Below are 20,869 nucleotides of genomic sequence, written 5' to 3'. Positions count from 1 at the left end.
CGCTTGAGCTTTCCACTCTATATACTACTAATTATATCCTTGAAACATGGCATAAGGAAATTATAAAAATGATATAAACGTCATTTTGTGTCGCTTTTAAGAGAAAAATAAAACCCTCAATCAAGAGGGCTGTTGTGACATTTCAACATAAAAATCCCGGAACTGTTTAGGAATGTGAGTTAAAGCATCTAGTGTATAATCTTTTAAATTAAAAGAATCATATATATTCTTTAAATCAGAAATTTTTATTACCTCACCACCTCCATTATATTCAGTTGATTGTGACCAGGTGCAATTGTGCGGGAAGAAGCCATAGCGTTTTTTATCCGCAGTATTTCGGGCTTGGATGCGACCAAAACTATTAATGCCTTCAATTGCTGCACCCTCTGGAACTATTGCTAATACGCGGTTGTAATCTTTTTCAAAGAACCATTTTGTTTGACGCAAACCGAAAGTGAAAAACAAATCCAACTGAACGATATTCAGCAGAAGAATGTTCTTCTGTACATCACTCATAAGCATTTCTGTCTTTAACTCTGCCATATATCCACCATAAAAAATAGGAAACTATAAAAACATAAAACTATTAAACTATTAAACTATAAAAATATATAACTATTTTAATAGTTTTGGTGTTTTCAAATATATCAAATAAAAAAGTTTCATATAGTGGCTTATTACAACAAAAATGAAGTTATATCTGTAATTGTTTGTATTGTTATAAATATTATTTGAAACATGGCATAAGACAATATATAATGTATAGGAATCGTTATGATTAAACGGAAAAGCCACCGTATTTCTGGCTTGTTATGGGGAAGAAGAAATGTACGAAGGTTTTATAAAAAACTTAGAAAGCGAAAAACGTCACTTCAAAGGCTGCGCTATTGTGGCTTTGAGCTTAATGCTATTTATGGGGGTAAGTAGCTTTATGGAGTATGCTCATAAAGAACATGCTTCAATGCAATTTATCGCAATATTAAGCCTGGTTTTTCTGGTTATCTTTATTGCGTTGATCATTAATATCAATAAGAGAATTGATAAAGCCAAACAGGAAGCAATGGCTAAACCGTGGATAGAGTGGCACAACAGTTGATGTGAATAATAAAAAGGAAGCTAGATAAGCTTCCTTTTTTTATTCTGCAATTAACTTGGTAAGCTGCTTGCGGTGTCCAGATCAAAGAACAACAGCACTCCAACTTCTGCTGTAAAGCTGATCGGGTCTGGTTCATGCGGATTATCATTAGCACCACAGATCGCACCATGCGAACCATTTAATGAGACTTCGTAATTGCCTGAATGTAATTCACTAAGGAGCTGTTCAAGGCGATAAATACCCTGCAAGTTAAACAAGGGGGCGGAAAGCATTGCTGTTAAATTCAGATCGAAAAATTCTAAAGAAAATTAATTCATTTTTTTTACTAAAAAACCTAACGCCTACCTAGTTGCCAGGCCAGGCAACAAAAAAAACCGCAGGAGCGGTCTGGATGGGTGGCGGGTTTCCCCGCCGAATGGGTTATCTTAACAGTTTAAATAGGTGGTCGATGTTTAAGACTTGGTTACGTTGAGCGTATGAAGGCGAGCTTTTTCTTTCGTCATAAGTACCCCACAAAAGGTCGTACAAAAAGTCGTATTGGTGTTGTGCAAATTCTTCTATCAGATCAATGACCTGAGCGTGATCATCACGACTTAGACCGCAATAATGCGCAGCACTGGTGTCCATTTCTTTGAAGTAATGAACGCTATTAATGATCTGCTCAAAAGCACCGTAATTGATTGCAAGGGTCATTTCCAAATTATTAAATGGCAATTCTCTTTGCACGTTATGACATGGCAGTAAAAAATGCTCTTTTTCTAAATTGATGACCTTCACACCATGCTCCACAACATCACTGGAACGAAGCAAACTCGAAAAATCTTTAAAATCTTGCGTACCTTTTTCGGCAAATGTGAGATGAAAAAAGTTTTTCATGTAGATAACAACTAATTGCGTCCACGCATTCGCCATAATATCAAGAGACTGCAAGCTCACGCCTGGGAAGCCTTCGCTCGCTTTATCAAGCAAAGCTTCATATTCTTCGCGGGTAGGGGCAGAAGTTGTACCGATTTTTGCACCAGCATCGACTAATTGAGCCAATATAGTGAATTTGTTGGTTTGAGCAAAACGTGTATTTTTGTTAAGTGCTGCAAGAGAAAGATTTTGTACTGACATGATTTTTATACCCTAAATTTAAGCCAGTAATCAGGTGGCTTAACCTGGCGAGCTATCTGCTCTGTATGTTGTCTATTATCGTTCAAAACATGGCATAAGTCAATATAATTCTATAAGAAACAATTATTTGCGTATATTTTTTTATTAAAAAATCTAACGCCTACTATTTTCTAAGGCATTGTAGAAAATTGAATTTAAGTACCATAAAAAGGTATACCCGCCGGAGCGGGTACTGTAACCAGTTATTCAATTTCAGTAAAAACCGGGTGATCTGGGTCAGTGGTATCAGTAATCTGGTCAAGGTGGAAGCGTTTGGCATGACGTTTGATATGGTTCTCTGCCAACTTCTGCAAGTGCTCTACACGCGCCTTGTATAGATCAAAAGTCAGTTTATTGTCTATCACGGCTTCAAGCAAAGGTCTATCGTACAGACCACGATCAGCAGCAAAAGGAAGGAAACCCATTAAAGTTTTGATGGTACGTGGAGGTTTACCATCAGGATATGCCCTATATACCGTTTGGCGTTTAGACCACTCACCGCTAAAATAATCTTCTGCATAAGCTACCCAATGTTGAGCGTATTCGTTCCAGGCATCTTCAATGGATATGATATGGCTTTCATAAACGAAGCCGAAGCCGTCTGGCGTGTCATTAAAGCGAATGAAAAAGGCATCATTACGCATGCGCCAGGTGCTCATAACTTCATCAGCAAGGCTTCTGATGGTGTGGTCTGTAAATATGCCACGCGCTTGAAGCTTCTCTAAACCGGTTTGGTTTAAGCCAAAACAAAGACCAGATAAGGCTTTATCTAAAGATGGGTATGGTAGGTATGACATGGGTTTATCCTCAGTATATCAGCTTTTAATGCGGTTGCTGTTCCGCTTGAGCGATCTACTCTGGTTTAAAGTATGGGTGGGTTTACCCGCCAGGGCGGGTACAGGAACCGTTTATTTGTATTCAGCGAAAACAATATTGTCTTGATCAGACGTATCGACAATCTGATCTAGGTGGTGACGCTTAACAAAGTCTTTAAGGTATTGCTCTGCTGACTTGTGTAAGTGCTCGATGCGCTTTTTAAAGCCTTCAAAAGTAAGTCTGTTTTCAAGTACAGCTTGCAGCAGGGCATTGTCATTTACAGCGCGATTATCGTCCTTGCTGAAAATAAATAGACCGCGAAGGCTGTTAATTGAACGAGGGCGATTAGCACCCTTTCCATTGAAGTATTCTTGAGCTTCCTGGTTCCAGTGTTGAGCAAAGTCATTCCAGGTTTCTTCAATGGATTTAACAGAGTTTTCCAAACCAAAAACAAAGCCGTCCGGGGTGTTTGCAAAATACATGATGAATGCAGCATTACGCATAGCCCAAGTTTCAAAGATTTGATTCGATAAGCTGAGAATGGTGTGACCCTGGTATAAGCCACGCGCTTGAAGTTTCTCTAAGCCAACTTGGTTCAAACCAAAACCAAGACCCAAATAAACTTTTTCTAAATGTAAGTAATGATATTTTGTCATGGGGCAACCCTAAATTTAAGCCATTAATCAGGTGGCTTTACCTGGTGAGCTTTCTGCTCCGTATGTGGTTTATTATGGGCTTAAACATGGCATAAGTCAACATAGAATCAACCTCTACGACAACAAGTGTCGTGCTATCCACCTGGTAATAAAAAAGCCCCGATGAACGGTGCTTTTTTACTCTGGCTGTAGGCATTTTTTTTATTAAAAAATTTAACGCATACCAAGTTGTTTGTATTTAAAAAACTACTGTTTAAACAGTGGCTTTGATCTGAATTTAACCTGGTTAAACCCGCTTTTGTATTTCATTGGCATAAATAGCGACAGGTGCAAAGCGTTCCACTAGGCTCCGGCGTTGCTGATCTGTTAGCACTACCGGGTTAGGGTTATTCAGGTTTTTTAAAATATGGATTTCTGTACCAGTGCAGTAATGGAATAACAGTTTAGCAAGGTCAGTAAGAACCGTATCATTTACGACAGCCATAACAAAATCGCCATTGTTAAATCCCTCCATTGACAATTCATCAAAATTGATCTGAGTTTCACCCATGACGTAGTTATCAACCAGTAAGAAGGTATGATCAAAGCCATTATTGGCGAGTTTAACCAGGAGTGCTTCACTATGCTTCTGGTTTAAAACAACAGACTGTCCATCTTGAAGGTCAAAGATCATCTGTAGCTGATCACGATTAAAAGTCATATTTTCATTTCCAAAAAATGAGCCTAAATTCTGGTGGCTCTACCATGTATATTTTTCGTATTTAAACGACATGAAAATACTACTTAAAACATGGCATAAGTTCAATCAATAGAATGTCAAAAACCGCTCTAAAGGTGGAAGGTTTGTCACTGTAGGGTGAGAAGTGAATCCTTTTTCCACCATAGGAAAAACCTTATTTGTTTTTTAAGCGAAACCATACCAATAAAAAGGAGACTAATGCTCCTTTTTATAGTTTTACCAAGCAAATGCTTATTAGATATGATCAAGCTCAGTAAATACCGGTAATTTCACAAACAAGCTATTACCAAGTGATTCACGGCTGAAATTAAACCAATGGCTGTCGTTATCAAGCTGACTGATACGTGGAGCATAACCACGCTTCATGGCAGTGATAATACGCTGAACCAGGTACTCACGTTCACCAAAATCGCCGTATTGGTTAAAGTCTATGCTTTGACTGTCATAATTCAATGCAACATACGGTCTGCCATCTTCGTTGTAACTGATCTCACGGCCATTAGCATAAACACCAGATTCCGCAATCGCTTTGATCTGGTCGATCACCTGATCAATATCGGTTGTTGGCATGCTTGCAAAGACAAATTCACCTGTCTCTTTATCCATGACTTCAATAAATAAAGGACGCTCGAAAGCTGCAAGCTCTTTTTCATTAGCAAAGTGATGTAGCTCGTATGGAGCCGGCACTTCGCCATAGTGATTCATAATAGTCTGCATATCTAGTTCAATAAGAGCTTGTAGATATTCTGTGCTGTCTAATGGTGATTTAAGACCACAGTAGAATAATGCGGTGACTGGAACCGGCTTTGCGCTACAAGCAATATCCTGGTCATGTTGTTCAACATATAGGGCTTCTTTCGCCACTGCACGACCATTGATAACCAGAGTTTCGTAATGTGGATGTAGTGAGTAGCCAGTAAAGACCCATTCTGGTTTTTCTACGGTCTTGTCGCGGGTGTAATTCTCATAAGCGACCAAATGGCGCACTTTGATTAGATCAGAAGGGTAGTTTAATTCTGTTGCGATTGCTTTCACTTGAATAGCGTGGACATGACCTTTTACAAACAGGTTAAGCAAGCCTTGTTTATGGTATGCGGACTTGTCTTGAGCAACATGGTATTGGTGATCGCCTAATTGAGCCAAATTAGAATAATTAATCTCGTGGTCTTGTGGAGCCTGGAACATTCTTTGGTATCCGAAATAGCATTTATGTTTGTATATACAGCTCATACGAATAACTTTGCGTATTGCGAGCTGAAAAGAGCCATTAGTTTTATTGCATAATCGTGTGTTCGTCAAATGCTTTAAGTGCCTTTTTTAAAAGCAGATTAAAGCGTTATCACACCTAACTCTAGTGTATTAGCAGTAATTCCAATAGTAAAAAATCCCTCCATAAAGGAAGGATTTTTACTAGGCTGTTGATGCTGAATTAACTGTTGTTGGCGTGGTAGGTAGTAAATAAATCCATCACCATTTCTTCAATATATTCTTTGAAGCTAATCACATCAGGATGGTTTTCATCAGCCATTTTGCAGTATTTATTGCCGGACTGATCTACAGCAATAATGTAATCTTCATCATCACACGATTCAGAAATCACACAACAGCTTAAATTAGTTTTATGTTCTGGGTCATGGTTTAATGATAAATATTCAGCACTATTTTTGAATCTAAATTCTTCACACCCTTTATTTTCTTCATCTTCTAATGGAGTTAAGGGTTCTGGAACCTTAATAATATCTTTAAATTTTGGTGAGAGAAGGTCAGAGTATTTCTCATTCTCAATATCCTGAAGCGGCGCAATGCGGAAGAAAAATAGCTCAACGTCTCCGGTTGCTTGGCTACCGTATAAACTCCAAGAAAGTGAGTTGTTTTTCACCCAATAGAGCTTAGAAGGAATGCTCAAGTCAAAATCGCTTGGATTAGCAAATTTGATCTGGTGAACACTCCATTCCTTATTGAGAATAAGTAGGTTTGCAGTAGGTAATACGCCATCTGCCAAAGCTTTGTTTAATCGTTTAAACAAATCACTTAATTCGTCTTCATTAACAATCTTACCATCTGCGCTAATTTGATCTGCTTTAAAGGACATAGCCATTCCGCAAACATGGATGAAATACTTTGCGGTATCACCTTTCTTTGAAACAAGCTGACGATAATGTTTGAGAATCCCCTGAATATCTAGGGTAGGAGCCGTTAAAAACTTAGGAATATTATCTTCATCCTCTTTATAGATAAAAAAGTAATCCCCGAAGCCAAAGCCTATTTTCATGTCTTTAACATTCTGTGGGCTATAGATATCAAGCACTTTCTTTCGTTGTTGTAATTGCTCGTGAATCACTTTGAGCAGTGTTTGGTGATAAGCTAGATCAGTAGTAGGGCGATCTAGCTCTTTGCAGTAATAGACTGTGATCGGGATAGCTTTTTTATTGTGCGCAATAATACCGATATGGTTTTCGATCTTTAAATCATCTTTATAATCATACGAGAATAAGTAATTTTGAACACTATTGTCTAAAAGGTGTTCTTCTGGGATAGGGAATGCAAAAGGGTTTAAAAGAACTTTCTCATTAGCCCATATACCATTCATGTATTTTAATTGCCTATACCCCATTAAATGTTTGGCTTCGATTTCAACAGATTTGATTCGATAATGGTTCAAAACCTTTTCTACTTGTTTTTCATTTAGATGACCAAAGGACACCAATGGAATACAGCCTACAGGCAGTTTATCAAAAAAATTAGCATGTGTTTCAGGGATGCTTGTGTCATATCCTGGAATGAGGATGTTATAGATTCCAGGCGAATAAAAACCGTCTGATGTATCAGGTGTAGTGTTCATATAAGTTTTCCGGGGATATAAAACCAAAAGACCACTCAAACGAGCGGTCGAAGATACTACAGCGCAAGTAGTATTTGTTTATGCGACAGCCTGTTTTTCCAAAATCTGCGGAATAGCTTGGCGAACAATGATGCCCCATGCTTGCTGATCTTGTAATAGAGTTTGTGTCACACCGCGTTTCAGAACTTCGGAACTCAGATTAAATTCTGAATTACGAATACCATGTTTACGCATATTAAAGAAAGATTCTGGATGGAACTGGTTGCCATGATTATCAGTCAAGTACAATTCTGGTTCCAACACATCATCAATAGTGATATTGCTTACAGTTTCCTGATCTGCAACCAACTTACCTGATTCCTGGTCAATGAACGCCGTAAAAGGGGCAGTACGCAAGAAAATCTTGAAGAAGAAGTTGTGATCATTCAATGAGGTTTTCACTACAACGCATTGAGTGACAATCACAGATTTAGAACCACCGTCATTGTCAGAGTGTTGAATACGACTTACTGCGCCGTGGAAATTCCCTTCACGGATAGCTTTATTGATTCCACTGAAAACCGTTTCCAGATTCAATAAGTTTTGCACGTTATTGATGATATCAGTATGGGAATCCACTTTATTCAGGAAATTGTCTGAATGCTCGGTTGGAGTAGTCGAAATGACAAAAGCATAATTCGAGTACATAGCCGGAGTGATCTTCAAGTCTGCAACATTGAAGTTGTTAATAGTCTCTGCATCTACAGTATTCGGGAATACAAAGTACAGTTTACTTTTTTCTTGAGCTGCTACTTCTGTCATATAATTTTCTCTATATATTTTAGCACCATGAACTATGAGTGCATTAAAACTTTCATTACCTTAAATCTAAATAAAAACATGGCATTAGTCAATAAAAGGACTGTAGTTTAAAGTAACTAAAATCCTCAATTAATCCATAATTTTCTCGAATATTAAGGCGTTTTTCACGACTTAATCACACCTTTTATAAAAAGACGTAATTTTGAATCTTCTTAGTATTACCCCACAGGAAAATACTTAAAAAACAGAGCAAATAGCGACTGCCAATATAACCAACATGGTAATAGTTTTTCCATTCAATTCATAATGGCTGTAACCATCAATAACCACTACTTAGACCAATTTAAGGGTTTAAGACATAAATTAGCCATAGAAAAATTGCAAAATTCCTTTAATAACTCATACAGATTATCGGTATTTAGGCTTTTTGTGAGCCTTCATGTGCAAACTTGGAAATATTGTATAGAATTAAACTTGTTACACCTGTATGGCGATATCACTATGATTATATGCAAGCCTGATACCCTGATAAAATTCCCGCATGATTTATCGTTGGTAGAGCAGCGTGTTCTCAACCTGGCTATCCATGCTTTCCAGAAAGCAAATGACAGCACTTTAGATCAATATAAGCTTAATATTGGCTTGTACGCTCAACTGTATGGTATTGACCGCTCGACGGCGTATAAGGGCTTAATTGATGCGATAACCTCATTGTCGTCAAAGACCTTCTACAACCTCATTACAAATAAGCATGAGCTATTTTTCGATGACATGCGTTATGAGCGTGTAGGACAGGGTGGAGCTGTATTCTTCAAGTTCTCAGAAGCATGCTTGCATGAGTTTCAGCATTCACCAAAAACAGAGATCGACCTCAACCTGACTGTGAAGCTGCAATCAAAATATGCCCTGCATTTGTATGAACTATTCCTATGTAGCAATAAAGCAAGTGTGAACAGTTTGACCTTTAGTATTCAGGATTTTCGTGATCTGATCGGTCTGGGAATGAACGAGTATAAGATATGGAGCAACCTTAAAACTCGTGTAGTGGACGAATCTGTAGGCTTAATCAATAAGCATACCGATCTGCATGCTGACTATCACCTATACCGCGAAAACCGCAGAACAAGTGACATTAGTTTTGCAATCCGTAAGAAAACTCCGCGTGTTAAATATGCTCTACATTAAAACCATGTAATATTCCACAGACTGTAAAAAGTTCAATATAAAGCCCTCATTTTGAGGGTTTTTCTGTATATACAAATACTAATCACACAAATTAGTGTAATTACTTAATTTTTTGTTCTAGGTCTTATTTAACTTTGTTAGGAAAACATTTAATATCCTGCTCGTTAATATTTACCAGACGACCGTTTTTTTTGTTTCATCATTCAAGCAAAATGGTAATAGCGGTTGATTGGGAATCAAGCACTGGATTGATAAAAGGGTAGTGTTTGAGAAACGGAGAAGCACAGTGCAAAAGCGTTTTGTAGATTTAGATTCCCCACGCCTAAAAGCTTTAGCCGGTATGCAAGCAAGTGTTGATGCTGCAACCTGGGAAAAGAACCTAAAATTTATTGAATATATAAAAGCAAAAATTGCTGAACATAAGGTGGCTCACCACCCGGCAATTGGAATCTTAAATAGCGGTAAATTGGGTAAAGAAGCAATGAAGCTTATTCACCTAGAATACCGTCATGCAATCGTGCAGATATTTACTGATGCACTGTTAATGGCACAATTCCAAACCAAGCAGCTAGAACCTCGTTTAGCTCCTGGTTCAAAAATGTATCCGCGTGTCTTATTAAGTTTGAATATCTTAGATGAATTTGGTTTTCGACCAGGTTTTGACAAGGATAATTATTACAAAGGTAATCCGGCATACGCACACTATCCGTTATACGAAGATATGGTGGACGAATTTAATGTCACCATTGAAGAACGTACTACCTTCCAACCTTCTGCAATCTCTGATCAAGTACGCGCTGCTCTTGAAGAAAGCTATGTAGATTACAAACTGGTAGCTGCCTTGCTCGCCGTAGCGGAAGAAGAGGTGATTCTTTATAGCCCACCACTACGCCAAGCGACTAAAGCTTTAGGTATTGATGTGAGCACTGGCTATTATTTCGTACACGGCGTTTCTTCTGATGCCGAAGCGGAAGCTGCCGATGACGACCATGAAGAAGATTTATGGCTGATTCTGGCACAAGCATGTACTGAACAGGACTATGACTATATCACTGAGGCTTGTTTGAAATACTGCGATCTGTGGAGCCAGTTCTGGGATAAGCAATTAGAGTTGGTAAAACAATTTGAGATTGAAGCTGCATAAGTAGTTTTAATTCTTGGACCAAAAAAGTGTGATCTAAAAATCACACTTTTTTTGTTTATGCAGCATTTGGATTTGCTTCAAGTTTTAGCTGGTCATATAGACGGTTAAGGCGTTCCAAGTAACGCTCAATAGGTTCATTACTACCTTCGATACGCTTCATGATGATACCGCCCTCAAACGCCACAATAACGTCTTGAGCAAACGATTTCTTTTTGTCTAATGGAATAAGGTCATCCATTGCGATAACAATTTTGTCCTTCCATCGTTGGAAAAATCCAACAACATCATTTTTAGCTTCTTCTGGTAATTTTTCATTCAGAAGATTTGCAAGCAAGCAGCATTCGTTATCTAAGAAAAACTGTGCTGTCCATTTTAAAATTTCTTGAACGTCTTTGTTGTCGTTGATTTTAATGTATTCAAAAAAACTCAGCTCAACTGTTTCAATTACTTTCTTTAAAATTTCTTCCTTGCCTTTAAAATGGTTATACAAACTTCCTTTTAACATACCGGTTGCGGTGGCTATGTCATTCACACTGGTTGCGTTAAAACCCTTCTCTTTAAACAGTGTGATAGAGTTTTGTATAATCCGTTCAGGGCTTTTGGTCACGAGATATACTCCATCAGAAACAAACAAACGATTGTTTTGGGCGATTCTACTTTGAATTGCTTGCTTATTCAACCAATTAGGGGTAATCCATATTCTTTATATGGTTTGAGGTAAACTAAATAGTTCTATAAGTTCTTAAAACCTAAAGAGTAAGCTGCTTGTCTTTGTTTTAATTAAAGAAGCCCTCCGAAGAGGGCAACTTTTTAGGTTTGGGTCCGTTTTGCTTTCGCTTCTTTAATCAAGCAAAGGTTTCCATCCAATGACTCCCTCAATGGGGTGTCTTTGGTTATGCCATTGGCAATGATGACTGCCGTACTGCTTAACGTAGAATCCCTGATACGGTATAAGTGAGCCATCTGGTTTACGGACTAGAAGTTTGACCAGGCTGCTGCTAAAACCTCCTTTGATTTCTTTCATAACTGGCACGTATTCACTTGCACTAATATAGGGTCTTGGTTTTCGCTTTGGGAAGGTAGAGGATTCAGTAAGAGAGCGATTCCAACATTCATGTCCTGGCATGGTGTTTTCGATCAATTTTTTAAGTTTATGATCAAGCTCTATTAAGGTTCCTATGATCGGGTTCACTACACCGTTCATGTCATTTCCTTATTTAATTATCGTTAAAACTTCATGCTTTCTAGTCAATGTTAGTAAAGCCGACCAATTTAATAAAGGATGAAAAGCCTCCAATTTAACATGAAAAATGTAAAAAAATCTTATACTTGAGAGTTTCATCACATTAATAACAATAAAGTGAGCGGCTTTACTTGTTTTTAGGGAGTTAAAACTCCTGTTATTGGCTGATTAAGGTGGGATTTACTGGCTCTGAGCAGAGAAAAATGAGCCAAAAATGGCGAGAAAAGTACAAAATACAAGTGACTAGGCGGGTTGGGTCAGGCAAAATGTGCCTATTGTTTTCATCATTTTTTAGTTTTAATAAACCATTACCACTTTTGATTTACCAGGGATGACAAATGTTTAAAAAGACAATTTTATTACTTGCTATGGGGCTGTCGGTTACGACTACTTTTGCTGATGAATACAAAATAAAAGAGAATAAATATAAGTCGCCAAAAGATGCTCATGCGCTTTATTTAAAGACTTTGGAGAAAGAAAAAGCTTTCCACTATCAGAAACGAGGTCTTGAGGAAGCCAAAAATAAAGGCTCGAAAGAAGCTCAAATCTATCTCGCTCAACAATATTTTCTAAACCCTTATGAGGGTACTGCATCCTTCCAAAAAGGGCTTAATGAGATTGAGCCTATTCTTAACATAAAGGACCCGGTATTGAATTTCTGGGCTTATCAAGCCTATTCACGTATTGGCAAGCAAAACGAAGCTCAAAAGTATATTGAGATAGAAAAAAAGCGTAGCCGACCAGTTACTCATTCTCAATTTATCGCCAGTGGTAGTCATGATTCAAAAGAAATTGCGTGGTTTAACTGGAACTATGCGCGTTATACCGGAAATGGTTACTTCAATGCGCCTTATGAACCTCAAAAGGTGTGTGACGAAGTAGAAAATAAATACAAGGCGAACAAGGCGAATGACCATGAAATTTATCTGGTTGGACGCTGTTACTTCGACGGCGTTGCTCGCACGAAAGATGAAGAAAAAGGATTGAAAATATTTCAAACCTATTATCGAGATGTTGGAGCTGCTTTTGATACTTTAGCTATTCTCTCTACTACTGGTGTTAAAAACACGAATTTGGACATTAATAATGCTATCTTCATGTTCAGACAAAACACTTCCTCTAACAATCCAAAACATTTGCCTGAAACCGCGTTTTATCATGGCATGGCTTATATGTTTAAAGGTACTGGCAGTAGAACCAAAGAAGCTTATAATCAATTCAAAACTGCTGCCGATATGGGGCATAAAGAAGCACAATGGTTGATCGCACAAAATGAAAAAAAATATCCAGGAAAGAATAACCGTGATCTATCTGAGTTCATCCCATACCTCCCGCAAGAAAATACTGGAAAACCTAGATTCCCACTATTGGATTTAAAAACAGGGGTGAAGGCAACGGCAGCATTGAATGCTGCAAGAGCGAAGGCAAAGGCCGATGCTGCGAAGCAAGCAGATACAGATAAATTTGTTAAGGAACTTATGGATACATGCAGTTCTGTTGCAACCTATTCAATGGAAATGATGTACGACCGCCAATCTGGGAAGTCTAAAGCGGAACTGTTGAAAGAAGCACGAGAATATAAAGTGCAAACCTTTGGTGGTTTAGGTACGCGAGAAATGATGATTAATGAAGCGTTCAAAAAGCCAATTGGTAATACTTCAAGTGAGCGTGAATATTATTCAGATTTACTTTTGGCAACTGCATGGAACGCTTGTCAGGATGTTGTGGCAAAAAAATATGGTGTCTCTATCCCTCCATTTGTTCCCCCTAAACCTTAATGCTAAGGTGATCGAACCAAAACAACCCGCTTAATGCGGGTTTTGTTTATTTACCATTCTTGCGCTTGGGCATAAGCGTCTAGCAGTAGGAATCACCCTCGTTAAAGGGGGTGAGGATGTCAATATTAGGCAATGTATAGCTGATTCGGTCGTTTGTCCTGAGCATATTCCACAGTCAACATGCCGATAAGCTGTGAAAGCACCTGAGAATGTACAAACTGGCTTACTTCATGTGTCACATAAGCTACGTCTTTACCTACCTCAACCTCGTGCGGTTCCAGAAGGTCTTTCTCTGCTGTAGCAGTACCTAACCATGAAGCCACCACTTTAGACTGTGTGATCTGGTCATAACCCAGATTAATCAACAGGCGAAGCAAGTATGCCTGAACCTGAACAGCAAACATTTTTACGTGGTACACAGCCAGGTCTTGAGACGATAGCTTAACGTAGTGCTTACCGCTTAAATGGTCGTCAATCTGTGATACAAGCTCGTCAAAACGGAATAAACGATTGAAAGTAAAATGAACTGGTTTAGCCGGGTCAATCGAAGGCAACACCACAGTACCCGCTACATCCAAGTGTGAAACTATTTTGCTTGGAACCGTTGCATCTTCTTCATCACAGCACACCGCTTTAATTGATACTTGGGTAAAATACGGCGTTAAAACATGATCGCCATGCGTCAGGTCTTTGCTTTGAATGTTGCTGAACAACTCGTAAATACGGACGTTTGGAGCTGACATACCAAAGTTTGCTGAAAGTAGTGCTGATGTTAATTGCATTTGAAAAATCCTTAATCTAAACCTTTAATACGGTGGTTTTCCGTGTGGACTTAATGCCCTTTGTATATACAGAATTATACCCTTTAAACATGGCATAAGTCAATCCCTATAAAAAGGTCAGCCTAAACTAACCTATTTAGGGAATCGCAGTAATCAGGCAGATTCCAGGCTTTCTTCTATTGTAGTTTCATCCGTCACCATGTTATTCACCCATTCTGTTCTATATGCTTTTTCAAAACGTAGAGATAGTGTTTCACCAAACTCTCTATATCGGTTTTAAAGGCTTCAATTTCTTCTGGCTTGATGCCACTTCCTGATTGATCAATAAGCTCTAAGCAGCTTTGGCTTGGGCTTTTTTCGCTTGCGACATAAGCCATACCCGATAAATAAGCTGCGAGGGATTCAGGGGCTTCATCTGAGCGCGGGGTGTGCCAGACCATTGCCTGATCTTCAATTTTCCCAGAATAGTGAGCTTCAAGAACCCAATAGGTTTTTTGGGGCTTTTGAAGGTTTCTTTGCACCCATTTCAGTTCTGGATTGTCGATGACATGAAGCTGATCTAAAGGCTTAAATGCGAGCTTGTATGAGCTACCAGCCAGATCAAATACCGGGTCTTTTGAGGTCAGGATTTCCCCTTGAGCCAAAATATTCTGAATGCGATTGAACTTCTCAATTTCGTAAGGCTTTACATCACCATGTTTATCCAGATAGATACTGGCTCCATTACACCGTATTGCTAAAAACGGACTGTTATCAGGTAGTACCTGTAAACGGTTGTCTGGGGTAGACAGATAACCCAACTCAGCAATTTCGTGAGCTGCTTGAATGAGGTCGTCCAGATTATCGAAGGCATGTGAAACGGTCCTAATGAGCGAATCATTGACCCCTTTGGCGATTAGATAGGGAAGTTTTTCATAATCTAAAAAATACTGCTTGATTAGGGGTAGCCAATCAAAACGCATCAGCTCAAAAGGATATTCACGAGTTACATCCGTGTAGGTCGCTTTACCGATCTGGATAATGCCCTGTATATACAACGGCTCTGCTTTATGGCGAGCCATACTTGGATTATATAGAATAGTGATGCGCGTAGGTTCGTATTCACTGGCGTTTACACGGCTCGACAGATAAATACCCTTATGTTCTGGTTCTGTCTCAGTGCTTGAAAAAAGATGCTCTACCTTAGATTTCACTTTCCCCAACAAAGAAGTCTTTTCAACAGTCGGTGTGAAAACTTCCAGGCGGGATTCGCTAAAGCCGTGACCCTCCCAACGCTGCATGTACGCATTGTATTTATACAGAGGGTAGACTTCGCGTGTTTCGATAGTGAATAGATCAACTGGCAGCTTGTTTTCTAGTAACCACTGTTTTACTACCTGTTCATACTGCTGATCGGACTGCTGATCTAATTCATGCGTGAAATAATAAGGGAACCAACCTTGTTCCTGTACCAGATATTCAGGTGTTCTATTCAGGAATACACTCTGCCTGTTTTCTATTCCAGAAGGGATGTTGTAATAACGTCTATCCAAATAGATTTCATGTCTTTTAGGGGTAACTGGGTCTTTGGTTTTGGTATCCATTACTTAATCTTCCTGATGTAATCTGCCTGTGGTACTCACCACTTTGAAATCAATCGCCCATACATATACAGATTCATCCCATTTACCACCTGTAGATCGCCACAAGGTCTTGAATGAATCAATCGGACAGTTACGAGTGATGCCACCTTTATATTCGTAATCGCGGTAAGCAGTGTGCGAACCGGCATACCGTGAGGATTCTAACTCAACAGGTTCAATACCCTCGGCAATTGCGTCCTGAGCAGAGATATTCACGACTTTCTCAAGGCGAACATTGGTGATCTGTAGCTGAATACGAGCAGCCCATTTAGGCATGTGAATAGATGGGGTAAAGCGAACATCCTGAACAGGGGGAATGCTGTCACGATCAAAGTGGTCACTGACACAATTCGGATAATCCGCACGGTACACTAAGTTACGGCGTGGACATGGAATCTTGCCAGGGTCGCCTACAACCGCATACGTCTCACGGACATACAGCTTATCGCCAATCTGACCAAAAGGACAGAATGAAAGGACATAGCCCATATCATTTTCTGTGAGCTGATCAAGTGGATGGCATTCACCTAGCTTGGAACCGATGTAAATGTCACGGATATTCGCGGGTGACAGGGCGCGTCTAGTCTGGGTCTTTCTCCCTGCTAATAGGCTATTTACCATATCTGCATTAAAGAGAATAGGGCGTTCATTATAATTCATACGTTACCGAATATTCTTTTTGCTATATCTGGACCATGTTTAAATAATCATGGCATAAGTCAACATTGTTGCCAAATCATAGCATAAAAACTAAATAGAAATAGGAAGCGAAAAAAGAGTCGCTTACTTTGCCACTCCATATTCATTTAACCGATTTGCTAAGGCAGATCGCTTGTCATGGTTCCGCCCGAAGTGTCTGAAATTATGGATTAAAAACATGGCATAAGTCAATATTGTTAAACTGCTAATCTACACTTCAAATCATTTTTTTATTTTTAAAAAAACTAACGCCTATAGATTTTTATGGGGCTTTTTCCAGGCGAAAAAAAACCTCTGTATAGGGTCAGAGGTTGTAAAGAGGGAAACTGCTTAAATTCGGGTGGAGCGGGAGAGGATGGTTAGTCCTCGTCCTCAACTTCTTCACGGAACAGGATCACACCACCCATGTAGTAGTATGTTTTGTTCTCAGAGTGGTCTACATGCTTCTCAAACGCTTTGTTTGCCAGTTCATCTTCGACCGGTACTACCATGCTATCCATGCGGCCTATAGCGTCCATATTGAACCATTCTGTAGGGAACACTAGGACTTCGCTGCAAGATGGCTCAAACACCCCTGCACCGCAACCCATAGTACGGATTTCAATACCCAGATCGCCCAGATCAAATTCGTCAGTTTGGATGTGCCAACCTTTGCGATCTGAACCAGGTACGCTGATTTCGGTCACGTAGGTAGTGCTCTTATCCAAAGCAGCTATAATGTGAGGATAGAACTCGTCTTTAACGCCAGTGTATTGACAACTGATAACTTGATATAATGACATGATTTTATACCCTTAATTTAAGTCTTTATTACGGTGACTTTTCCGTTTGAGCGTTCTGCTCTCTATGTAATCTATTATGGGTTAAAACATGGCATAAGTCAACACGAGAAACCAATTTTTTTATCTTAAATTATTAATAAGTAAAGGGATTATACTACATAGACAAATAAAGGCATTCCACCATTTTTTTTATTAAAAACCTAACGCCTACCTTTTACCGGGCAAAAAAAAGACCGTGTGCTTTTGGGGGTAGCTACGGTCTGAAATTTGAATAAAAAGAACCATTAGGGTTGTGGTCTAATGGCTGATAAAACTGGTTCAGCTTCTTAGTCTTAGAGAATCTGGTGGAGCCGTATCCTTACAGCTCATAAAGTTTAAATGCGCTTGCCTGGGGTTCGCTTGGAATCATCTGAACCAACAGTAGTGTTTCTGAAACGCAAACCAGGGTCGCCGATCATTTCCTTGCAAAACAAATACTTACCATTAAATACAGGGACTATTATTGATGGAAACGGCAATCTTTCCAATTGCCGAATGTGTCAAAATTTAGTCAACTATTGCCGACCCATTCCAATTAAAACCTAAGCATTTTGGTAGAGTTTTCCATTCAAAACATTCACCCATTATCACGGTATTGATCATCGGGAATTTCACAGCATTCACTAGCGCAGCAACATCAATACGCAGTGATTCTGGGGTAGCATCGTATTCGTGTTGATTTATAGCACCACAAAATTCCACCTCACCAAAGCCCACAGGGTTCGTTTGGTAGTGGTCGCCAGTCCATACGCAACTAGGCAAGAAAGTATGGCAAAAATAATCATTTCCTGATTCGTCAGTTAAAATTTCCATATCGTTCTGAGTGATGAACTTTTTGAGTTCATAGTGATTTGCAAAGCGTTCACCATGCTTGGTATTAGGCAGACTGAAACTTATATCCATTGGTTCCAGAGCATGATCTGGATAGATCAGTTGCATCAATTGTGAATAAACATAAGCAACAGCATATTGCTGATATTCATGGGCTGCCGGTGTGCACACTGCAATCGAGATTTTATCGCCCTGGGTAATTGCCATTGAGCCATTGATCAGTCGGTTATGGTTAATAAGACAGGTCGGAACATCAAAGCGAAGGTAAAGAGGTGGTAACGGAAAATTCATTGTCTGGAATCCTAATATCAAGCCTTTAATGCAGTGGCTCTACTGCTTTGATCAAGTGATCTGGATGATAGAATTATATCTGTAAAACATGGCATAAGTCAATATTAGAGAGGGTGAAGCAAAATTGAAGGCATTAAAGACCTCGACCGTGGCAAGGTCACCGAGATTTATTCCATTAAATGATATTGATTATAAGTATATGATTTAAATAATATTATATGGTTTTTGATGGAGTAAAATTTTGATCAATTTAGATCATTTAATGTGGTTTTGGTCACTGTGTTTTAGACATTTTAGTTTATAAAAGCCCCCAACCGTGGCAAGGTCACCGAGATTTATTCCATTAAATGATATTGATTATAAGTATATGATTTAAATAATATTATATGGTTTTTGATGGAGTAAAATTTTGATCAATTTAGATCATTTAATGTGGTTTTGGTCACTGTGTTTTAGACATTTTAGTTTATAAAAGCCCCCAACCGTGGCAAGGTCACCGAGATTTATTCCATTAAATGATATTGATTATAAGTATATGATTTAAATAATATTATATGGTTTTTGATGGAGTAGAATTTTGATCAATTTAGATCATTTAATGTGGTTTTGGTCACTGTGTTTTAGACATTTTAGTTTATAAAAGCCCCCAACCGTGGCAAGGTCACCGAGATTTATTTCATTAAATGACATTGATTATAAGTATATGATTTAATTAATGGTATATGGTTTTTGGTGGAGTAAAATTTTGATCAATTTAGATCATTTAATGTGGTTTTGGTCACTGTATTTTAGACATTTTAGTTTATAAAAAACCCGCTTGGCGCGGGTTATGGTTTAGCAGAGACTTTCGCGTACTTCTTTCTGCCAAAGCTGCGTTCTGATCTGGTCGAAATACTCCTTTGGGGCAAAGCGTTTCGGGTAGAGGTAGACGTTATTTTTGCCTTCACATACAGCTACAGCACCGGATTCTGTTGGTTTGTCGAGTTTACGAAAGCGTTTCCCTGCGGAAGTGATCAGAAACTTAGGTGTGCAACGTACCGGTACATCCACAAAATAATTACCTGTCGCATTGTGAAGCACATGCGGTTCAAATAAGTGGCTTTTCATTTTGTTTTCCCATTAATAACCCATTAAAAACAATTGGGGTACTGCTTATTTAGGCGAACTAATGCGCCCTAAAATTTAATGCAATTTGCATAGTTTTGAAGCTTAAAAAGCCATGATAGGGTGTTTTTTTGAGCAGTTTCAATAGTAGAAATTTGTCTGGTTCGTACAAACCCAGTATAAACAACCTGAGAAGCGCCCAGAATGGGCTTTATGATTTTTACCGATATAAACTCAAAATATTTTTTCTATTAAAAAATTCTAACGCCTACCAGTTTTCACCGGACAAAAAAAAGACCTGGCTATCTCCCGAAACCAAATCTTTATAAATATTAATGGATTTAAAGGGTATCAAATCCATGAAGGTAGGGAAATGATAAGCAAATTATGGCATACGTCCAATGGTTAAAAATTCCAAAGAAGCGTTATAAATCAATTAAAAATGAGCTAAAAAATAAACTAAACATAACCCTACAAAGGTGAAAGCAAGCTGAATCGCATAGTCCTCAACAGCTTTTATTCCCATGTCCAGAAAGCCTTTAAGCTCTCCAATAATCCGGTGTAAATCTTGTGCAAATTCAAGCGGTAGAAGGTTATAGTAGTCGGCAATTACCGCACCCAGAAAAAAGAAAATAGTTAAACGAATCATGTAAACGCCCCTTATGCAGCAGGACGTTCATCAGAAGTGGCAGTAACCGCCAAATCAATTATATTTTCAGCTTCTACAAACGTGAAACTTGGTGAAGTTATGCTGTCAGTAATGCGTAAAATCTTTTCTTTCGCCCATGATTCAGGCACAACGTAAAAGATACCATCCAGATCGAACAGGTAGCTTTCCTGTGAGCCAGGTGTGCCGATCTGGGTATAGTTGTCACAGTTTAAGGTTTCAATAACACGCGCAGTTTCACCATCAATGGTGACTTCACCGACTTTACGGAAAAGCTGCTCTGCGTAATGGTTTTGGATAAACATTAAAGCGTTGGTAACAAGAAAGCGTTTTGACATTTTTTTAACCCTCTTTATTCAAGCCAATAATACGGTGACTTTTCCGTGTGAGCTTAACGCTCTATATGTTATTAATTATCCTATAAAACATGGCATAAGTCAATGTAATGTCATAATCAAACATTTATCTATAAAGTGAGGTTTACTGCATGGTCTGAATACCTTGCTTCAAAATTGGGGAACATTTTTTTCTATTAAAAAATCTAACGCCTACCTAGTTCACTGGTGAAACAATGAGGACTAATGGAATAGTCTTCAT

The 20,869-nt window shown here is 38.7% G+C and carries 23 protein-coding genes; 4 read left to right on the top strand and 19 right to left on the bottom strand.

The window, feature by feature from the left end; translation table 11 throughout:
• Window positions 1–120 precede the first annotated feature (120 nt).
• Window positions 121–543 (bottom strand): hypothetical protein, encoded by a 423-nt coding sequence (locus tag E5Y90_RS14665; RefSeq protein ID WP_163146679.1) that lies wholly within the window; start codon window positions 541–543, stop codon window positions 121–123.
• Between the two features lie 283 nt (window positions 544–826).
• On the opposite strand from E5Y90_RS14665, the gene E5Y90_RS14660 reads away from it, so the two are divergent.
• Entirely contained in the window at window positions 827–1,096 is a 270-nt protein-coding gene (locus E5Y90_RS14660; protein WP_163146680.1) for a hypothetical protein, read from the top strand.
• 50 nt (window positions 1,097–1,146) lie between these two features.
• On the opposite strand, the gene E5Y90_RS14655 is transcribed toward E5Y90_RS14660, so the two are convergent.
• The 8 genes from E5Y90_RS14655 to E5Y90_RS14620 form a co-directional block, all read right to left on the bottom strand.
• Complete coding sequence (locus E5Y90_RS14655) at window positions 1,147–1,368, bottom strand: hypothetical protein (RefSeq protein WP_174660624.1); 222 nt, start codon at window positions 1,366–1,368, stop codon at window positions 1,147–1,149.
• Between the two features lie 148 nt (window positions 1,369–1,516).
• Window positions 1,517–2,212, bottom strand: a complete 696-nt coding sequence (locus tag E5Y90_RS14650; RefSeq protein ID WP_163146682.1) for a hypothetical protein — start codon at window positions 2,210–2,212, stop codon at window positions 1,517–1,519.
• 242 nt (window positions 2,213–2,454) lie between these two features.
• On the bottom strand, window positions 2,455–3,048 hold the full coding sequence (locus tag E5Y90_RS14645; RefSeq protein ID WP_163146683.1) for a hypothetical protein: 594 nt from the start codon (window positions 3,046–3,048) through the stop codon (window positions 2,455–2,457).
• A gap of 111 nt (window positions 3,049–3,159) precedes the next feature.
• Window positions 3,160–3,723 (bottom strand): hypothetical protein, encoded by a 564-nt coding sequence (locus E5Y90_RS14640; protein WP_163146684.1) that lies wholly within the window; start codon window positions 3,721–3,723, stop codon window positions 3,160–3,162.
• Between the two features lie 286 nt (window positions 3,724–4,009).
• Window positions 4,010–4,423, bottom strand: a complete 414-nt coding sequence (locus tag E5Y90_RS14635; protein ID WP_163146685.1) for a hypothetical protein — start codon at window positions 4,421–4,423, stop codon at window positions 4,010–4,012.
• A 273-nt stretch (window positions 4,424–4,696) separates the two neighbouring features.
• Window positions 4,697–5,647: a hypothetical protein gene (locus E5Y90_RS14630; protein ID WP_163146686.1), complete on the bottom strand. Its 951-nt coding sequence runs from the start codon at window positions 5,645–5,647 to the stop codon at window positions 4,697–4,699.
• Between the two features lie 244 nt (window positions 5,648–5,891).
• A complete protein-coding gene (locus E5Y90_RS14625; RefSeq protein WP_174660623.1) occupies window positions 5,892–7,304 on the bottom strand; it encodes a hypothetical protein in 1,413 nt (470 codons plus the stop codon).
• A gap of 78 nt (window positions 7,305–7,382) precedes the next feature.
• Complete coding sequence (locus E5Y90_RS14620) at window positions 7,383–8,105, bottom strand: hypothetical protein (RefSeq protein ID WP_163146688.1); 723 nt, start codon at window positions 8,103–8,105, stop codon at window positions 7,383–7,385.
• A 501-nt stretch (window positions 8,106–8,606) separates the two neighbouring features.
• Between E5Y90_RS14620 and E5Y90_RS14615 the strand changes: the two genes are divergently transcribed.
• Window positions 8,607–9,290, top strand: a complete 684-nt coding sequence (locus E5Y90_RS14615) for a replication initiation protein (protein ID WP_174660622.1) — start codon at window positions 8,607–8,609, stop codon at window positions 9,288–9,290.
• 286 nt (window positions 9,291–9,576) lie between these two features.
• Window positions 9,577–10,434: an iron-containing redox enzyme family protein gene (locus E5Y90_RS14610; protein ID WP_163146690.1), complete on the top strand. Its 858-nt coding sequence runs from the start codon at window positions 9,577–9,579 to the stop codon at window positions 10,432–10,434.
• A 55-nt stretch (window positions 10,435–10,489) separates the two neighbouring features.
• Here the strand turns inward: E5Y90_RS14610 and E5Y90_RS14605 are convergent, their stop codons facing one another.
• Window positions 10,490–11,113, bottom strand: coding sequence for a TetR/AcrR family transcriptional regulator (locus E5Y90_RS14605; protein ID WP_163146691.1), 624 nt, complete (start codon window positions 11,111–11,113; stop codon window positions 10,490–10,492).
• A 162-nt stretch (window positions 11,114–11,275) separates the two neighbouring features.
• Window positions 11,276–11,638 carry a hypothetical protein gene (locus tag E5Y90_RS14600; RefSeq protein WP_163146692.1) on the bottom strand — a complete coding sequence of 121 codons (363 nt, stop codon included), beginning with the start codon at window positions 11,636–11,638 and terminating at the stop codon, window positions 11,276–11,278.
• Window positions 11,639–12,015: 377 nt separating this feature from the next.
• On the opposite strand from E5Y90_RS14600, the gene E5Y90_RS14595 reads away from it, so the two are divergent.
• Complete coding sequence (locus E5Y90_RS14595; protein WP_163146693.1) at window positions 12,016–13,455, top strand: hypothetical protein; 1,440 nt, start codon at window positions 12,016–12,018, stop codon at window positions 13,453–13,455.
• A 125-nt stretch (window positions 13,456–13,580) separates the two neighbouring features.
• Here the strand turns inward: E5Y90_RS14595 and E5Y90_RS14590 are convergent, their stop codons facing one another.
• The 8 genes from E5Y90_RS14590 to E5Y90_RS14555 form a co-directional block, all read right to left on the bottom strand.
• On the bottom strand, window positions 13,581–14,237 hold the full coding sequence (locus E5Y90_RS14590; protein ID WP_163146694.1) for a hypothetical protein: 657 nt from the start codon (window positions 14,235–14,237) through the stop codon (window positions 13,581–13,583).
• A gap of 206 nt (window positions 14,238–14,443) precedes the next feature.
• A complete protein-coding gene (locus tag E5Y90_RS14585; protein WP_163146695.1) occupies window positions 14,444–15,820 on the bottom strand; it encodes a hypothetical protein in 1,377 nt (458 codons plus the stop codon).
• A 3-nt stretch (window positions 15,821–15,823) separates the two neighbouring features.
• Window positions 15,824–16,519, bottom strand: coding sequence for a hypothetical protein (locus E5Y90_RS14580; protein ID WP_163146696.1), 696 nt, complete (start codon window positions 16,517–16,519; stop codon window positions 15,824–15,826).
• Window positions 16,520–16,917: 398 nt separating this feature from the next.
• Window positions 16,918–17,244, bottom strand: a complete 327-nt coding sequence (locus E5Y90_RS14575) for a hypothetical protein (RefSeq protein ID WP_174660621.1) — start codon at window positions 17,242–17,244, stop codon at window positions 16,918–16,920.
• Window positions 17,245–17,886: 642 nt separating this feature from the next.
• On the bottom strand, window positions 17,887–18,501 hold the full coding sequence (locus tag E5Y90_RS14570) for a hypothetical protein (RefSeq protein ID WP_163146698.1): 615 nt from the start codon (window positions 18,499–18,501) through the stop codon (window positions 17,887–17,889).
• 834 nt (window positions 18,502–19,335) lie between these two features.
• On the bottom strand, window positions 19,336–19,608 hold the full coding sequence (locus tag E5Y90_RS14565; RefSeq protein ID WP_163146581.1) for a hypothetical protein: 273 nt from the start codon (window positions 19,606–19,608) through the stop codon (window positions 19,336–19,338).
• A gap of 433 nt (window positions 19,609–20,041) precedes the next feature.
• A complete protein-coding gene (locus E5Y90_RS14560) occupies window positions 20,042–20,254 on the bottom strand; it encodes a hypothetical protein (protein WP_163146580.1) in 213 nt (70 codons plus the stop codon).
• An 11-nt stretch (window positions 20,255–20,265) separates the two neighbouring features.
• Window positions 20,266–20,610, bottom strand: a complete 345-nt coding sequence (locus E5Y90_RS14555) for a hypothetical protein (RefSeq protein ID WP_163146579.1) — start codon at window positions 20,608–20,610, stop codon at window positions 20,266–20,268.
• Between the last annotated feature and the right edge of the window lie 259 nt (window positions 20,611–20,869).

Source organism: Acinetobacter sp. 10FS3-1, assembly GCF_013343215.1.
GTDB lineage: Bacteria > Pseudomonadota > Gammaproteobacteria > Pseudomonadales > Moraxellaceae > Acinetobacter > Acinetobacter lwoffii_C.
This window is presented reverse-complemented; position numbering and strand designations above follow the sequence as displayed.

Excerpts from the sequence above, each read along its gene's own strand:
- E5Y90_RS14620 (WP_163146688.1), bottom strand. The coding sequence starts at position 8,105 with ATGACAGAAGTAGCAGCTCAAGAAAAAAGTAAACTGTACTTTGTATTC.
- E5Y90_RS14635 (WP_163146685.1), bottom strand. The coding sequence starts at position 4,423 with ATGACTTTTAATCGTGATCAGCTACAGATGATCTTTGACCTTCAAGAT.
- E5Y90_RS14565 (WP_163146581.1), bottom strand. The coding sequence starts at position 19,608 with ATGAAAAGCCACTTATTTGAACCGCATGTGCTTCACAATGCGACAGGT.
- E5Y90_RS14600 (WP_163146692.1), bottom strand. The coding sequence starts at position 11,638 with ATGAACGGTGTAGTGAACCCGATCATAGGAACCTTAATAGAGCTTGAT.
- E5Y90_RS14580 (WP_163146696.1), bottom strand. The coding sequence starts at position 16,519 with ATGAATTATAATGAACGCCCTATTCTCTTTAATGCAGATATGGTAAAT.
- E5Y90_RS14660 (WP_163146680.1), top strand. The coding sequence starts at position 827 with ATGTACGAAGGTTTTATAAAAAACTTAGAAAGCGAAAAACGTCACTTC.
- E5Y90_RS14645 (WP_163146683.1), bottom strand. The coding sequence starts at position 3,048 with ATGTCATACCTACCATACCCATCTTTAGATAAAGCCTTATCTGGTCTT.
- E5Y90_RS14560 (WP_163146580.1), bottom strand. The coding sequence starts at position 20,254 with ATGATTCGTTTAACTATTTTCTTTTTTCTGGGTGCGGTAATTGCCGAC.
- E5Y90_RS14585 (WP_163146695.1), bottom strand. The coding sequence starts at position 15,820 with ATGGATACCAAAACCAAAGACCCAGTTACCCCTAAAAGACATGAAATC.
- E5Y90_RS14555 (WP_163146579.1), bottom strand. The coding sequence starts at position 20,610 with ATGTCAAAACGCTTTCTTGTTACCAACGCTTTAATGTTTATCCAAAAC.
- E5Y90_RS14590 (WP_163146694.1), bottom strand. The coding sequence starts at position 14,237 with ATGCAATTAACATCAGCACTACTTTCAGCAAACTTTGGTATGTCAGCT.
- E5Y90_RS14655 (WP_174660624.1), bottom strand. The coding sequence starts at position 1,368 with ATGCTTTCCGCCCCCTTGTTTAACTTGCAGGGTATTTATCGCCTTGAA.
- E5Y90_RS14650 (WP_163146682.1), bottom strand. The coding sequence starts at position 2,212 with ATGTCAGTACAAAATCTTTCTCTTGCAGCACTTAACAAAAATACACGT.
- E5Y90_RS14615 (WP_174660622.1), top strand. The coding sequence starts at position 8,607 with ATGATTATATGCAAGCCTGATACCCTGATAAAATTCCCGCATGATTTA.
- E5Y90_RS14630 (WP_163146686.1), bottom strand. The coding sequence starts at position 5,647 with ATGTTCCAGGCTCCACAAGACCACGAGATTAATTATTCTAATTTGGCT.
- E5Y90_RS14640 (WP_163146684.1), bottom strand. The coding sequence starts at position 3,723 with ATGACAAAATATCATTACTTACATTTAGAAAAAGTTTATTTGGGTCTT.
- E5Y90_RS14665 (WP_163146679.1), bottom strand. The coding sequence starts at position 543 with ATGGCAGAGTTAAAGACAGAAATGCTTATGAGTGATGTACAGAAGAAC.
- E5Y90_RS14595 (WP_163146693.1), top strand. The coding sequence starts at position 12,016 with ATGTTTAAAAAGACAATTTTATTACTTGCTATGGGGCTGTCGGTTACG.
- E5Y90_RS14625 (WP_174660623.1), bottom strand. The coding sequence starts at position 7,304 with ATGAACACTACACCTGATACATCAGACGGTTTTTATTCGCCTGGAATC.
- E5Y90_RS14570 (WP_163146698.1), bottom strand. The coding sequence starts at position 18,501 with ATGAATTTTCCGTTACCACCTCTTTACCTTCGCTTTGATGTTCCGACC.